17 protein-coding genes and 1 pseudogene are annotated in these 12,762 nt (G+C 53.5%); 6 read left to right on the top strand and 12 right to left on the bottom strand.

All coding sequences use genetic code 11. From position 1 onward, the window contains the following. Window positions 1-8: 8 nt before the first annotated feature. On the bottom strand, window positions 9-1,286 hold the full coding sequence (locus tag BK659_RS04470) for an MFS transporter (protein ID WP_123423915.1): 1,278 nt from the start codon (window positions 1,284-1,286) through the stop codon (window positions 9-11). A gap of 118 nt (window positions 1,287-1,404) precedes the next feature. Between BK659_RS04470 and BK659_RS04465 the strand changes: the two genes are divergently transcribed. From BK659_RS04465 to BK659_RS04455, 3 genes are all read left to right on the top strand, one after another. Beyond that, a complete protein-coding gene (locus BK659_RS04465) occupies window positions 1,405-2,301 on the top strand; it encodes a LysR family transcriptional regulator (RefSeq protein ID WP_123423914.1) in 897 nt (298 codons plus the stop codon). A gap of 104 nt (window positions 2,302-2,405) precedes the next feature. Further along, on the top strand, window positions 2,406-2,711 hold the full coding sequence (locus BK659_RS04460) for a type II toxin-antitoxin system RelE/ParE family toxin (RefSeq protein WP_123423913.1): 306 nt from the start codon (window positions 2,406-2,408) through the stop codon (window positions 2,709-2,711). Continuing rightward, window positions 2,708-2,995, top strand: a complete 288-nt coding sequence (locus BK659_RS04455; RefSeq protein ID WP_019691390.1) for an addiction module antidote protein — start codon at window positions 2,708-2,710, stop codon at window positions 2,993-2,995. Before BK659_RS04460 ends, BK659_RS04455 begins: the two co-directional genes overlap by 4 nt. Before the next feature lie 435 nt (window positions 2,996-3,430). Here the strand turns inward: BK659_RS04455 and BK659_RS04450 are convergent, their stop codons facing one another. After that, window positions 3,431-3,685 carry a hypothetical protein gene (locus BK659_RS04450; protein ID WP_123423912.1) on the bottom strand — a complete coding sequence of 85 codons (255 nt, stop codon included), beginning with the start codon at window positions 3,683-3,685 and terminating at the stop codon, window positions 3,431-3,433. A 33-nt stretch (window positions 3,686-3,718) separates the two neighbouring features. Beyond that, window positions 3,719-4,102: a DUF6124 family protein gene (locus BK659_RS04445; RefSeq protein WP_123423911.1), complete on the bottom strand. Its 384-nt coding sequence runs from the start codon at window positions 4,100-4,102 to the stop codon at window positions 3,719-3,721. Between the two features lie 461 nt (window positions 4,103-4,563). Between BK659_RS04445 and BK659_RS04440 the strand changes: the two genes are divergently transcribed. Next, a complete protein-coding gene (locus tag BK659_RS04440; RefSeq protein WP_123423910.1) occupies window positions 4,564-5,163 on the top strand; it encodes a helix-turn-helix transcriptional regulator in 600 nt (199 codons plus the stop codon). Then, a complete protein-coding gene (locus BK659_RS04435) occupies window positions 5,153-6,031 on the top strand; it encodes a queuosine precursor transporter (protein WP_123423909.1) in 879 nt (292 codons plus the stop codon). The genes BK659_RS04440 and BK659_RS04435 overlap by 11 nt, the downstream gene beginning before the upstream one ends. A 54-nt stretch (window positions 6,032-6,085) precedes the next feature. On the opposite strand, the gene queC is transcribed toward BK659_RS04435, so the two are convergent. The 9 genes and pseudogenes from queC to BK659_RS04390 form a co-directional block, all read right to left on the bottom strand. Beyond that, entirely contained in the window at window positions 6,086-6,784 is a 699-nt protein-coding gene (queC, locus tag BK659_RS04430; RefSeq protein ID WP_123423908.1) for a 7-cyano-7-deazaguanine synthase QueC, read from the bottom strand. A gap of 456 nt (window positions 6,785-7,240) precedes the next feature. Next, window positions 7,241-7,471, bottom strand: a complete 231-nt coding sequence (locus BK659_RS04425; RefSeq protein WP_123423907.1) for a DUF7683 domain-containing protein — start codon at window positions 7,469-7,471, stop codon at window positions 7,241-7,243. 65 nt (window positions 7,472-7,536) lie between these two features. After that, the gene (locus BK659_RS04420) at window positions 7,537-7,779 is read right to left on the bottom strand and encodes a hypothetical protein (protein WP_123423906.1); all 243 of its coding nucleotides are present in this window, start codon (window positions 7,777-7,779) and stop codon (window positions 7,537-7,539) included. Further along, on the bottom strand, window positions 7,776-8,954 hold the full coding sequence (locus BK659_RS04415; RefSeq protein WP_259740206.1) for a colicin E3/pyocin S6 family cytotoxin: 1,179 nt from the start codon (window positions 8,952-8,954) through the stop codon (window positions 7,776-7,778). The genes BK659_RS04420 and BK659_RS04415 overlap by 4 nt, the downstream gene beginning before the upstream one ends. Before the next feature lie 169 nt (window positions 8,955-9,123). Beyond that, window positions 9,124-9,354 (bottom strand): annotated as a pseudogene (locus BK659_RS04410) (beta-ketoacyl-ACP synthase); the annotation flags it as partial. Window positions 9,355-9,406: 52 nt separating this feature from the next. Then, the gene (locus tag BK659_RS04405; protein ID WP_123423904.1) at window positions 9,407-9,685 is read right to left on the bottom strand and encodes a DUF6953 family protein; all 279 of its coding nucleotides are present in this window, start codon (window positions 9,683-9,685) and stop codon (window positions 9,407-9,409) included. Window positions 9,686-9,714: 29 nt separating this feature from the next. Then, window positions 9,715-10,026: a (2Fe-2S) ferredoxin domain-containing protein gene (locus BK659_RS04400; protein WP_123423903.1), complete on the bottom strand. Its 312-nt coding sequence runs from the start codon at window positions 10,024-10,026 to the stop codon at window positions 9,715-9,717. Between the two features lie 19 nt (window positions 10,027-10,045). Continuing rightward, complete coding sequence (locus tag BK659_RS04395) at window positions 10,046-10,942, bottom strand: DMT family transporter (RefSeq protein WP_123423902.1); 897 nt, start codon at window positions 10,940-10,942, stop codon at window positions 10,046-10,048. Further along, window positions 10,942-11,712 (bottom strand): iron-containing redox enzyme family protein, encoded by a 771-nt coding sequence (locus BK659_RS04390; RefSeq protein WP_123423901.1) that lies wholly within the window; start codon window positions 11,710-11,712, stop codon window positions 10,942-10,944. Before BK659_RS04390 ends, BK659_RS04395 begins: the two co-directional genes overlap by 1 nt. Before the next feature lie 132 nt (window positions 11,713-11,844). Between BK659_RS04390 and BK659_RS04385 the strand changes: the two genes are divergently transcribed. After that, on the top strand, window positions 11,845-12,762 hold the full coding sequence (locus BK659_RS04385) for a LysR family transcriptional regulator (RefSeq protein ID WP_123423900.1): 918 nt from the start codon (window positions 11,845-11,847) through the stop codon (window positions 12,760-12,762).

Genomic DNA, 12,762 nt, shown 5'->3' with positions numbered 1-12,762 from the left:
TGCAGGCCTCACACCGATTGGTTGTTGGGCAGCAATGGCAACCGGGCCAGTTTCAACGCCACCAACAGTGCAATCACCAGCAACCCGCCGATAAACAGGCCGATCCCGTTCCAGCCGCCCAAGTGCCAGAACACCCCGCCCGCCGTGCCGGCGATACTTGATCCGGCGTAGTAGCTGAACAGGTACAGCGACGAGGCCTGGCCCTTGGCCTTGGTGGCGCGGCGGCCGATCCAGCTGCTGGCCACCGAGTGCGCGCCGAAGAAACCAAAGGTAAAGATCAACATGCCGATGATCACCAGCGGCAACGGTGTGAGCAAAGTCAGTGCAAGGCCCGCGAGCATCAGCACGATGGTCGCCCACAGCACTTTGCGGCGGCCGAGTTTGTCGGCCAGTGCGCCGATTTTCGCCGAACTGTAGATACCCGACAGGTAAACCACCGAGAGCAAGCCTACGAAGGCCTGATCCATGTGATACGGTTCGGCCAGCAGGCGATAGCCGATGTAGTTGAACAGCGTGACGAACGCGCCCATCAGCACGAACGCTTCAAGGAACAACCACGGCAGGCCGGCGTCGCGAAAGTGCATGGTGAAGCCGTCGAGCAAGCTGCGTGGGTGCATCGAGCGGGAGCGGAAGTTGCGCGATTCGGGGAGGATTTTCCAGAACACCGTCGCGGCAATCAGCGCCAGCCCGCCGATCACCAGCATCGCCGTGTGCCAATTGACGAAGTCGATCAACACGCCGACGATCAGCCGGCCGCACATCCCGCCAATCGCGTTGCCACCGATGTACAGCCCCATCGCCAGGCCGATGTGCTGTGGATGAATCTCTTCGCTCAGGTAAGTCATGGCCACCGCCGCCAGCCCGCTGAGGGATAGCCCGACCAGTGCACGCATCACCAGCACCCCCTGCCAGCTCGGCATCATCGCACTGGCGATAGTGCACAACGCTGCGGCGAACAGCGCCGCAACCATCACCGGTTTACGGCCGATGCGGTCGGAGATCGGGCCGGTGATCAGCAGGCCGATGGCGAGCATCCCGGTGGCCACCGACAGGATCAGGCTGCTCTGCGCCGCGTTGATCGAAAACTCACGGGAGAACAGCGGCATCATCGGCTGCACGCAGTAGAGCAGGGCGAAGGTCGCGAAACCGCCGGAGAACAGCGCCAGCACCGTGCGCATGAACATCGGCGTGCCTTTTTCGATGTACACATCGTTCAGTTGGGCGACCACATCGTCCAGCGCAGTCGGCGGCAATTCATGGGCGAGCGGGGCGACAGCAGTTTTCACGGGGACCTCGGGAGAGCACGGCCAGGCAGGCAATGGAAAAATCATATAGCTGGCTAATGTTTCTATCCAATATATTGTTCGACCTGTTTGATAGGTTTAACGACCTAATGGAGTTTTCATGGAATTGCGCCATTTGCGCTACTTCATCGCCGTCGCCGAAGAACTGCACTTCGGCCGCGCAGCACAAGTGCTGGGCATCTCTCAGCCACCGTTGAGCCAGCAGATTCAGGTACTGGAACAGGAAGTCGGCGCACGTTTATTCGAGCGTACCAATCGTCGGGTCGAGCTCAGTGAGGCCGGTCGGCTGTTCCTCGAAGAGGCTCGGCTAGTGCTGGCCCAAGTCGACAAAGCCGCTGACGTCGCCCGTCGAGCTCAACTTGGCGAACTGGGGGAATTGAAGATTGGCTTCACCTCATCGGCGCCGTTCAACTCGACCATCCCCCAGGCGATCTTCTCGTTCCGTCAGCGCTTCCCGGCCGTGCATTTGAACCTGCGGGAGATGAGCAGCACCCAAGTCGCCGAGGCGTTGGTGGAGGAGTCGATTCAGGTCGGGATCATGCGACCCTTGCCGCTGCCGGATTCGCTTGAGGTGGTCGAGTTGACGCGGGAGCCCTTGGTGGCCGTGCTCAGCTCCAAGGATCCGCTGGTGGTCGGCAGCGAGGAAGGGCTGTTTCTGTCAGCGCTGGCCCACGAGCCCTTCGTGTTCTTCCCACGCAGCTACGGCAGTGGTCTATACGCGCAACTGCTGAGCCTGGCGCGCGACGCGGGTTTCAGCCCGCACTTCACCCAGGAAGCCGGCGAGGCCATGACCATCATTGGTCTGGTAGCGGCAGGGCTTGGAGTGTCGGTGTTGCCGGCGTCCTATCAGCGGATGCGCATCGACGGCGTGGTCTATCGCCCCTTGCTCGACCCGCTGGCGATGTCGGCCGTGTGGCTGGTACAGCGCAAGGATCAGAAATCGCCGATGGCCAAGGCGTTTGTCGAGTTGCTGACGCGTAAGGTTGAGGCGACGTAGCGAGTCTTGTAGATGCAGTCTTGACCCTCATCGCAGGCATCGTTGTCAGTGTGGGCAGTAAATTCAGGTTGAGCGGGTGTAGCTTGAAGGCTACACTTCGTCGTATGACTGAAATCATTCGAAGCTCAACATTCTCGGGTTGGTTGACGAAGTTGGCCGATAGTCGCGCCCGGATGCGTATTCAGGTGCGAATTGATCGCATGGCTGACGGTAATCTGGGGGATGTGAAGGCCGTTGGCGACGGATTGAGTGAAGCACGTATCGATTACGGCCCCGGTTATCGGGTGTACTTCATGCAGCAGGGGCGGCAATTGGTCATTCTCCTTTGCGGGGGTGACAAAAGCAGTCAGACTCGAGACATCAAACAAGCCAGGCTCATTGCAAGATCCTGGCAGGAGCAAAATCCATGACCGAACAATTTTCTCGCTGGGACTCTGCCGAGTACCTCAAGACCGAAGAGGACATGGCCAACTACCTGGATGCTTGCATGGAGGAGGCCGGAGATGATCCAGCCTTTATCGCCAAGGCACTTGGCACAATTGCACGCGCCCGAGGTATGACCCAGGTTGCACGTGATGCCGGACTTTCACGTGAGAGCCTCTACCGAGCGCTGTCCGGCGAAGGAAATCCTGAGTTCGGTACGATCCTTAAAGTCGTCAAGGCGTTAGGGCTGAAGTTGCATGCCAGCACCTGATACATCGAAATAGAGCTATGGCTGTTTGCTCAACCTTGGGCAATACTGCCCACGTTCCCGAAAGGGGCTTGTGAGACTCTGAGGATCCTGGGCAACCAGCCATCGCAGAGCCAGGCAGGTACAGGGCGATGACAAGCCGACCTGTTTGTGAAAGGGCGCCGAAAGGCCAATGCCAGACAGTTACGGGATTCCGGGGCAACGCATGAACCGTAGCAGCTGCCGAAGGCTGCGTTCGAGTGCGCAGCACTCGTAAATCCTGCTTGCACGATTAATCTGAAAGACCGCATGGCTAGATTCTGCGACCGCTTTGCGGCCGAACGCAGGCTTCGCCAGCTGCTACGGATTGCGTACAGGCTTAACTGACTGGTATTACGCCGAAAGGCGCCCTTTGTCGTAAAAAAAACAGGCGATCTCACTGAGGTCGCCTGTTTTTTTTTACGCCGAAATCTGCGCCTGTAATCGTCGCCCGACGACATCCAGCAAATCGCAGCCATCGCGCAATGACGTCACCAACACCCGCGCCAACTCACTATGAATGCCCTCGCTGAACGCAAAATACTCCAGCAGTTGGGTTGCGGTGCGGATGCGGTAGGCCGCGGTGTCGTGCAACACGTCCAGTGGTGCTTCGGTGTCGATCAGCAATGATGGGATGGTGCAGTCGATGCCGGTGATAGGCATATATCGATCCATGAAAACCTCCACTCGGTAAAAGAGCGCGACCACTCAGTGAGCGCTATTAGACGGAACCTCAGGCAACCCCTCGGGCGGGTCCAGGTTATCCAGCGCCCGGTTTACCAACAACTCGCCCAGCAAGGCCAACTGTTGAATCGCCAACGCCATATTGCGGCGCGAGCCTTCAAGTTCGGCGGCGAAGTCGGTGGTCATGACGTTGAGCGAGGCCAGGGTTTCACAGGCGTGACAGAGCAGGGATTCGGTGTCGACATTCGGGATGATCGTGAAAACGTGGCTGACCGGGTCGGGGCGGCCTGGGTTGCGAAGGCGGGCGCTGACGCTGCGTTCGGCGACTTCGGTGAGTTTGGATAAATCGGCGGTGTCTGCGGTTGAAAGGTCTGGCGATTGCGGGGAGTTGGGTGTGGTCTTTTTCATGACGGAGCTCCTTGCAAGTTTTAAGAAGTGTAAGTTTCAGGTGGTCAGTCGGAACTTGGTTGACCACTGTACGCGGGTTGGAGATGCGGTAAAGTTATTTATAGAAATAATAATAAGGTTAATCAAATAAGTGAACATCTGAGTAATTAAATGATTAATGCGTGACTGGTCGTTAGGTTTTTTCGCGCAATACACCGCCTACAATAAACGGGCTATGTTCGCTCCCGAGACCGTGGTGTCCATAAACTCATGTGTGCTTCCTTGTTTCTGTAAGAAATTTCTCTGGTTCGGAGGTGTTTTAGTCTGTGAAACATTATCTAACGGTTGTTTGGTGTGTTTTTGATATTATTTTTTGTGCGTGATCTATACATGTAGGATGCTGGTAACGCAAAAAAGCGCCGCCAGAGTGCTCAGCTCGGGCATGCAGTTTCTTGTAATGGCAGGCAAATGGTAAATATGCAATGCACAAGAAAGAAAAAACAGAAAATTTGAAAAATAATATTAAGTATTTGATACGGAGTCGCGGGGAAACGCAGCTTTCTTTGTGCAGCTCCATTGGTTTGACCAGGACTACGATATATAACATTTTAGAAGGGAAGGTAGTAAACGTACAGCAGTCTACAATTCGTAAAATATCTGATTTTTTTGGTGTGTCTTATAGTGAAATAGAGACTGTTGATTTTGAAGAAAAAGAAATAATAGAGAGTAGTGTTTCCCCGCAAGGAAATATGAATCCAGCGGCGGTTCCTGTAATTAAAGAAAAATTGTTGATTCAGAGCCTGGATAAAAGAATTGGTGAGTTAGCCACAACTCACCCTCTGACATATTATTTTGGTGCTGCTTGTAATTTAATAGGTGTGCTTCTAGAAAATGAAATTGGTGAAGTGAATGAGCCGGGAGACTTATTGATAGTGAAAAAGGGATTATCGTCTAGTGATAAAGAAAAGCTGGCGTACGACAAGATAACAAAAAAACTATTTATAACCAATAAGTCTGTTTTTGAATCTGATGTTGTTTTTATTGTGGGGGAAATAGTTGAGGAGCGATTTAATGGTCGGTAGTAGTGAGGCTGAAAATAGCAAATACAGGTTGTTAGGATTTGAAAACAGTAAAGGCCTTGCTGTAATTATGGTTATCTCTACAGGGAAGGTTGTTAAAGTAAAGCTAAGTGAGTTGTTGAGAAGTGAAATACTGGATAATTTAAATAAGGCAGAAATAAAGGACGTATATAGGAAGTTTTATTCTCGTGGAACTGCTGTGACCGCATATGAAGTAAATGATCGTCATGAACGGTCGTGGATGATTTATGTTGTGCTCAATCTGCTGTTGTTTGCACTGTACATCTTTACAAATGTTGCTGCGGCAAAACCTATTTATTTAAAACAGTTTGATGTTGTTGTTACTTCAGGTGTCTTCCTTTATCCGTTGACGTTTTTGATAGTTGATTTGTTGAACGAGTTTTATGGTCTTAGACTCGCAAAGAGAGCCATATTATTTGTTTTTTCAAGTAATGCGCTTATTGTTGTTTTGCTTGGTACCTCGACCTACCTTCCAGGATTGCCTGGCTGGAAACTTGATATGCCCTATAGCGAGGTTATTAATCATGTTTCGTCTGTGTTAGTAGCATCTTCTGTTTCGTTTCTTTTTTCTGAATATGTCAATTCGTATCTGCTGTGTAAAATAAAAGAGCTCACAAGCTCCAGGTTTTTATTTCTGCGAATATTTTTTAGTACTTGCTTTGCAGTGGTGATAGATAGCTTTATTTTTTGCTATATTGCGTTTTATGGCGCTATGCAAAGTGGCGATATACTTAATATGGTTTATCTCCAAATAGCTATAAAAATGTGTTTCGCTGTTTTTAACGTTTTGCCTGCCTACGGAGCGAGGTCATTATTTAAAAAATATATAACTGGAGCCCAGGCCGCATAAAGATAGGGGGCAGATTGGCTGTTAACAATTCATTCCCCCCCAGCAGCAGACTAGCTATTTTAATTTTAGCTTGTCTTTTAGGCTGTTCATGATCTCTGTTTTGTTCTCCAGAAACTCATTCAGTCCTTTTGCACGAAGATTACAGGCATCACAGTTGGTGCACCCACTTCCCTGTAATCCGTTGTAGCAAGTCAGCGTGTGGTAGCGAATGAAGTCCAGCTTGTTGTGGTAATCGGCCAAAGCCCAGGTTTCCGCCTTGCTCAACCACATAAGCGGCGTTTCAATGCGCAACTTATAGTCCATGCCCAATTCGATGGCGTAATTCAAGACTTTAGCAAATTCATCGCCACAATCAGGGTGGCCGGAGCTCTCTGTTTCACAAATGCCTGTGATGACAGTGTCAGCACCCACTTGATAGGCATAAATAGAGGCCAGGGTTAAAAACAGAATATTCCTGCCGGGTACGAACGTGTTTGGCACACCTTCCCCGGAACTATTTGCACTTGGGACTGGAATGTTGTCGCGGGTCAAGCTACTGATCGCCAGTTCATTGAGCAATGAAGCATCCAGTACTTTGTGATTTGTCACGCCAAGCTTTCTCGAGAGGTGTTGCGCCACTTCAATCTCCGCACGATGGCGCTGGCCATAATCAAACGTAATGCAGTGGATTTCATCGTAGAGTGGCAATGCATGGATCAAGCAGGTTGTGGAGTCTTGTCCACCGCTGAAAACGATAACTGCCTTTTTAGTCATGGTTCGTTCTTCCTTGGGATGCCCCCGACGTGGAGCATTGACCCTAGCGCGAAGCTCAAACTCTGGCTGTGGGACGTTTCCGAAATGACATGCTCCAGTTTCCCTGTATTTTATTTCGTGGCCGGGGCAAGCCCTAATGCCGGTAAGTTAAAGGATTTCAGGCATGGCACATTCCCCGTAGCAGCTGGCGAAGCCTGCGTTCGGCTGCGAAGCAGTCGTAAAATCAGACACCACATTTTTTCAGGTTAACCGTGGAGGCAGGATTTACGGCCGCTGCGCAGCCGAACGCAGGCTTCGCCAGCTGCTACGGATCGTGTAGCGGCTTAAGCTCCCTCGCCACATTTGTCGCGTAGGCAACTTATGACCAGCGCCGGAAAAATCGGCATGTGTTCACCGAACAGTGTGCTGGTGGTAAGGTTTCCGCAATGTCGCCCTGTCCGGTGGCGGTGCCACAGGTCACTCTATGCACACCAATTGCACGATATGGTCCATACCTCTCAGGATTTTGCCAGTCCAGCCTTCAAGTGTTTCCACTTGCTCTGGAGAAAGGTCATAGCCGTCAAATTCATCTTCCGGATTTTGCCAACCCATTAGTTTGGTTAGCTCCTCTTGACGGCTGTTGGGTACTTCTACACTCAGGAGAAGCTCCTCGGTCTGTTTGTCGAAAACCTCTATGACATGTTTCATTTTTCTACTTTCCTTTTCGGGTCGGCGGGCTTGGTTTGCTCACCTGTTTGCGGGACGTCCAAGGCTCACTTGTAGCTGCTGAGATACAGCATTAGATTCTTGGGAAGTTCAATCATTGCGAGACTCTCTATTGCCGTCACCTGCCCGGCGGATAGAAGATGGCTCGCCATTGCATCCTCTTCTTCGTGCCAAGCCATTATCGGCATCAGGGCATCCGTGGTAACGGTTCGGGGCAAATCCACCTCGAATACAGCCAAGTCACCGTTTTCAGGTATTCCGTAAATCTGAAACCTCAGTTCATATTTCATGGTTCAACCTGTCTGGTTTTGTTTGCCGGCTTTGTCTGTGCCCCGGTCTCCGGGTTGAACTCACCGAGGTGTTTACCGCGCTTGTTGTATTTCTCCAGCGCCCCATGTTGAGAGTCCCATTCGTAAATCGTACCGCCTTCATCTTTCCATCTATCACGTAACCCACCGCCTTTTTTTGGAGTTTTAGGTGTTGCGCGCTTGAGCCCTTGGAACGCAGGGAAGCTACTCGGTCTTGGGTGATAGCTGTGATCCCCCGGCAACACGTTCAGCATAATGTAGATCGGCTCTACACCCGCATCCGCAGGAAACCAGATAATCGCATCCTGGCACTCAGGCGGATGCTGCGGGTTCACCAATACTTTGTTGGCCTGCTCAGTCGGCGGATACACCCACACAGTCGGCAATTTCGGGGCGCCTTCCAGCGCGGGAATACCGAGTACGTCGTCAGGATTCGCCGCTGGGGTCCAGGTCAGGCCAATCCCGTTGCCGATGTCGGCAACAAACTTCTCGCCTTCCTGAGTGGCCTTGATGACCGGGACAAATTCCCAGTGTTTTTTCCCGCCCGTGTAGAAGCCGTAAGCGCTGACGGAACCGTCCGGCAATGTCTTCACGTTGATGCGGACACGGGTTCGGCCCGTATCCAGCATTGCGTACTGCTCGTTTTTGTAGAAGGCGCTGTCGGGCGAAAGGCTGGTGTTCGGCATCAGTAGTGCAACGGTGCCAACCGCTGCAGCAGTTGCCACAACCGTTGAGCCTGATAGCAGAACAAGTGCAAGAGAGCCGCCGAGACGTTGGGCGATGGCGTTGCCCGTTGCCGAACCACCGACCAGTTTCAGGGGTATCCCTTCGGCGGTGATTGCTGCGCCGGTGCCAAGCACCGCCCACAAGCCATAGTTAGCCAGTTTCTCGAGGGGGACAAACCCGGCCGGGTTGTTGTGATTGATTACGCCGTCTGGGAGGTTGCAGCTTTTGGCGAACACGCAACCCATGATTTTGGGCTGTGCTTCTGGCTGCGAGGGGCACTCGTTCCGTCGGGCTTCATCGCGAGCCAGTCCTTTTTCATACCTATGAATGTCTGCCTCCTGACGACGTATGTTGTCAGGAGTCGGCTTGCGGGGATTACATCGGGGACAGCCGCACATGGTAAAAGCTTCCATTCTTTCGATGAAAAACATCCACCCTAATGGGGCGCTCAAGTGCTGGCTGTAGGGCTATTCCGAAATGCCGTGCTCCGTTTTCCGTTTGTGTCATTTCTTTGCAGGGGGAAATGAAAAGATCGCAGCCTGCGGCAGCTCCTACGGGGGATCGCGTTGTACACACGATCTTTTGATCTTGATGGGGTGCTTACGACCAGCGCCGAAAGATCAGCGAAGTATTAACCCCACCAAAAGCGAAGTTGTTATTCATCACATACTGGCAGCTCATCTGGCGGAACTCGCCGCGCAGGTAGTCCAGTTCACCGCAGCGTGAGTCGACGTTGTCGAGGTTGAAGGTGTGGGCGTACTCGCCGCTGTTCATCATTTCGATGCTGAACCAGGACTCCAGTGCTCCGCAGGCGCCGAGTGTTGCACTCAGATGTTACGCGAGGTCATGAAGCCCGCTGCATGGCATCCGGCGGGATAGCTTGTCAGCGGCTCACGCGTATGCCAGCCGGATCTTGTGCGGTTCTTGGCCTCCATAGTTGAAAGCTTCGGCTCCATACCACGTACTCAGCAGTCAGTGCCTTAAAGGCTTCGAGAATCGGCTTGTTCACGGCCCAGTTGCCGTGGCGATTTTGGTACACATGAGCGTTGCCGAACATCAGACGGATCTCCCGAGCGGCGACAGCTTGCGGCAGATAGTCTTGTTTACGGTATTCGGCCAGCATCCATTGTGCGATGCACATGTCTTCATCCGTCCAAGTCATGGCGTGGATTCCTGCTGAAGCCCCTTGAGTCACAATTGCGGATCGGGGCGCAAGAGGTGTTGATCGAGAATGCATTCAACCTGTTGTGGCGTCTTGCACGAGAACCACAGGTTATCCGGGTAAATCACCATGACCGGGCCGTGCTCGCAGCGGCCCAAGCAGCCCGATGCGTTGGCGCGCGATGTTCCTGGTTCACCCATTTTGGCGAGTTTGCGTTTTGCTGCACTGAGCAGTTCATGAGCACCTGAGCCCGAGCAGCTACGGTGGCCATCGGGGCGCAAGTTGGTACAAATCAGCACATGGTGCTCGTAGGCCAAGGTCGGATTTTGTGTGTCATTCATAGGTGGTCACGACCGCTGTTCAAACTTCGTCGGCAGGAACCGCGACTTTCGATGGTTCCAGATTGAGGGCGAGTACGCTCATCAGCACAATAACCGTTCCGACGATCACCATGGCCGAAGGGCGTTCGCTCAGAACCAGTGAGGCCATCAACATGGCTGTGGGCGGTATCAGGTAAAGCGAAATGGAAGCGCGGCTCACATTGCTGTGCGCCAGTACATATGCCCAGGCGAGGTACGCAAGGGCGCTGGGGAAGATGCCTAGAATAAGCACCGCCAGGTTGGCCGAAGTTGAGGCATTTTGTGCTTCGCTCCAAAGTCCCGGGACATATACAAGCAGCAGTACCGTGCCCGACCAGATGGTGTAACACACCATCGTCAGCCCGTCGTAACGATGGGCATGGTGTTTTTGCAAGGCGAAATACAGACTCCATGAAAATGCCGCCAGCAGGATCAGCAGCCCATGCGCATCCAGCTCACCAAAACCACGGTCCCCGGTGACTACCACAGCGGCGCCGAGTAGGCCGCACAGCACACAGATCCATTGCCAGCCGTTGACCCGATCCTTGAGCGCGAAATGCGCCAGTAACGTGCTGAACAGCGGCGTGGATTGTGCCAGTACGCTGGCGGCCCCGGCGCTAACACCTTGTTGGCCGTAGTTGAGGGCTATGTGATGCAGGCTGACGGCAAAAAATCCCAGCACCGCCAGCAGCGGCAGGTCTTTAAGGCGAGGCAGGGAAATACGCATCACCGATGCGACCCCGGCCATGAATGTTGAGGCGATGAGGAATCGCATCAGTGCGAGATGACCGGGCTCGTAAGCCTTTAGTCCGATGTGGATTCCAATGGGGGAATAGGCCCAGCAAAGAATTACAAAGATCGCCGCCAAAGCGATTTTTACGCTGGGCCTTGTATTCATCAAATCGTCATCTTGGGAGCAACACGACTTTGCACGCCGGGCATGGCGTGAGCTATTCCGTTCCAGTACTGCTCAGTGATGACCAGAAAGCGGTTGAACGAAGCGCGGACTTCCTCTATGTGCTGGTCGGTGGTGCATTCCTGGGTGGCGGCTTTCACGGCCTGGATTTTGTGTTCTTTTTCCGCATCCCCGATGTGGATGTAGAAATACTCGCAGTGCTCATGAAAGTCGTCGTTATTGGCATACAGGTGCTTATAGTTGCGCGCTCCTTCGTATAAACGGGTGAGCATCGAATAGGCCAGCCACTCCTGAGCCAACAATGTGCCGAGCACATGGCGCGGATTGTTGTTGTGGCCACCGTCGGTGTAAAGACTCAATTGTTCGCGACTAAACGTGTGGGTACTTTCCAGCACAGGCAAAGCCATGAGTTCGTCCATGCTGTATGGCCGATCAGCAAGACGGCTGACAAGGTCAATCAGATAACTTTCCAGCAGGGCGAGGTGGGCCTTTTCCGGGTTGCCGTAGCCCATCTCGGAGTACAGGTTTTTGACGATTTCGACCTGAGCGTACAAGTCGTCCGTGCCCACAAACGACAGGGCAACCATGCGAGAAGTCTGCGTCGTACGGGCCAGGTAGTTTCGAGCAAACACCTCAACGTCGGCGAGGGGGAGTGAGCCACCCATCCATCGCCGATAGAATGTGTTATCGAGGGCTTTATGGGTGAACACACTTTCGGCGAGGGACTGGATTTTTCGCTCAACTAACTCCATAAAAACTCCTGCTTATCGAGGGATATGAAAGGGCGACAGCGTCCTTGCAGCGTGCGCGGGTTGAAGTATCAAAAACACGCAGCCTCACTACAAGTGACTTAAACTGACCTGTGAATTCACTCTGGGTGAGCTATGGAATTGTCCCAACTGCGCATGTTCAAGACGGTTCACGACTTCGGCAGCATCGCGCGCGCCGCCGAATTGCTGCACTGCGTGCCGTCCAATATCACCGCACGCCTCAAGTCCCTGGAGCGTGAGCTCGGCACACCGCTGTTTTTCCGCGACGGTCGAGGGTTGCGGATCACTCCTGCTGGGGAGGTATTTCTTGATTACGCGACGAAAATCCTGTGTTTGGCTGATGAAGCCCGACGCGCGGTAGCGCCCACCAATACGCCTGGCGGTCCCCTGCGCATTGGTGCCATTGAGTCTAGCGCTACGGGGCGGTTGCCCCGGTTATTGGCCAAGTACCATGCGCTGTACCCACAGGTCTCGCTTGAGTTGAGCACCGGCACCTGGGCGCAACTGCTGGACGATACTCAGCATCACCGGCTTGATGGGGTGATCGTTGCAGTGAACATTGAACGCCCCGGTCTCAAGCGTGCAGTGGTGTATCAGGAAGATTTAATTCTCATCGCGTCCGCGTCCCATGGGCCTTTACGCAAGGCGGCGGATTTGCAAGGTAAGGAAATTTTCATGTGGCCCCCGGGCTGTCCGTACCGGTTGGCGCTGGAGCAGTGGCTGTTGCGCCATGATCAAGTGCTGCCGATTGTCAGCATCGCAAGCTATGGCGCTATAGTTGGCTGTGTCAGTGCCGGTGCCGGCGTTTCGCTGGTTCCTCGCGGGATCTATGACCAATACCGCCACAGTGCGGGTTGGCAAGGATATGAATTCCCGGAGCTGACGAGTATCGACAACCTGTTTTACTGGCATGAAAACGCAGGTCGACACCCAGCTCGGGAAGCATTTTTGGCACTACTGCAGACGGAGTTCCAGGGGGCGTTGGAAGGGGATACCGACACAACGCCAGCTCCTATGGAGCAGGCGCCTTGA

This window comes from Pseudomonas brassicacearum (genome assembly GCF_003732225.1).
Classification (GTDB): Bacteria; Pseudomonadota; Gammaproteobacteria; order Pseudomonadales; family Pseudomonadaceae; genus Aquipseudomonas; species Aquipseudomonas brassicacearum_E.
The sequence above is the reverse complement of the archived record's forward strand: the minus strand, read 5'-3'. Positions and strand labels throughout refer to the sequence as shown.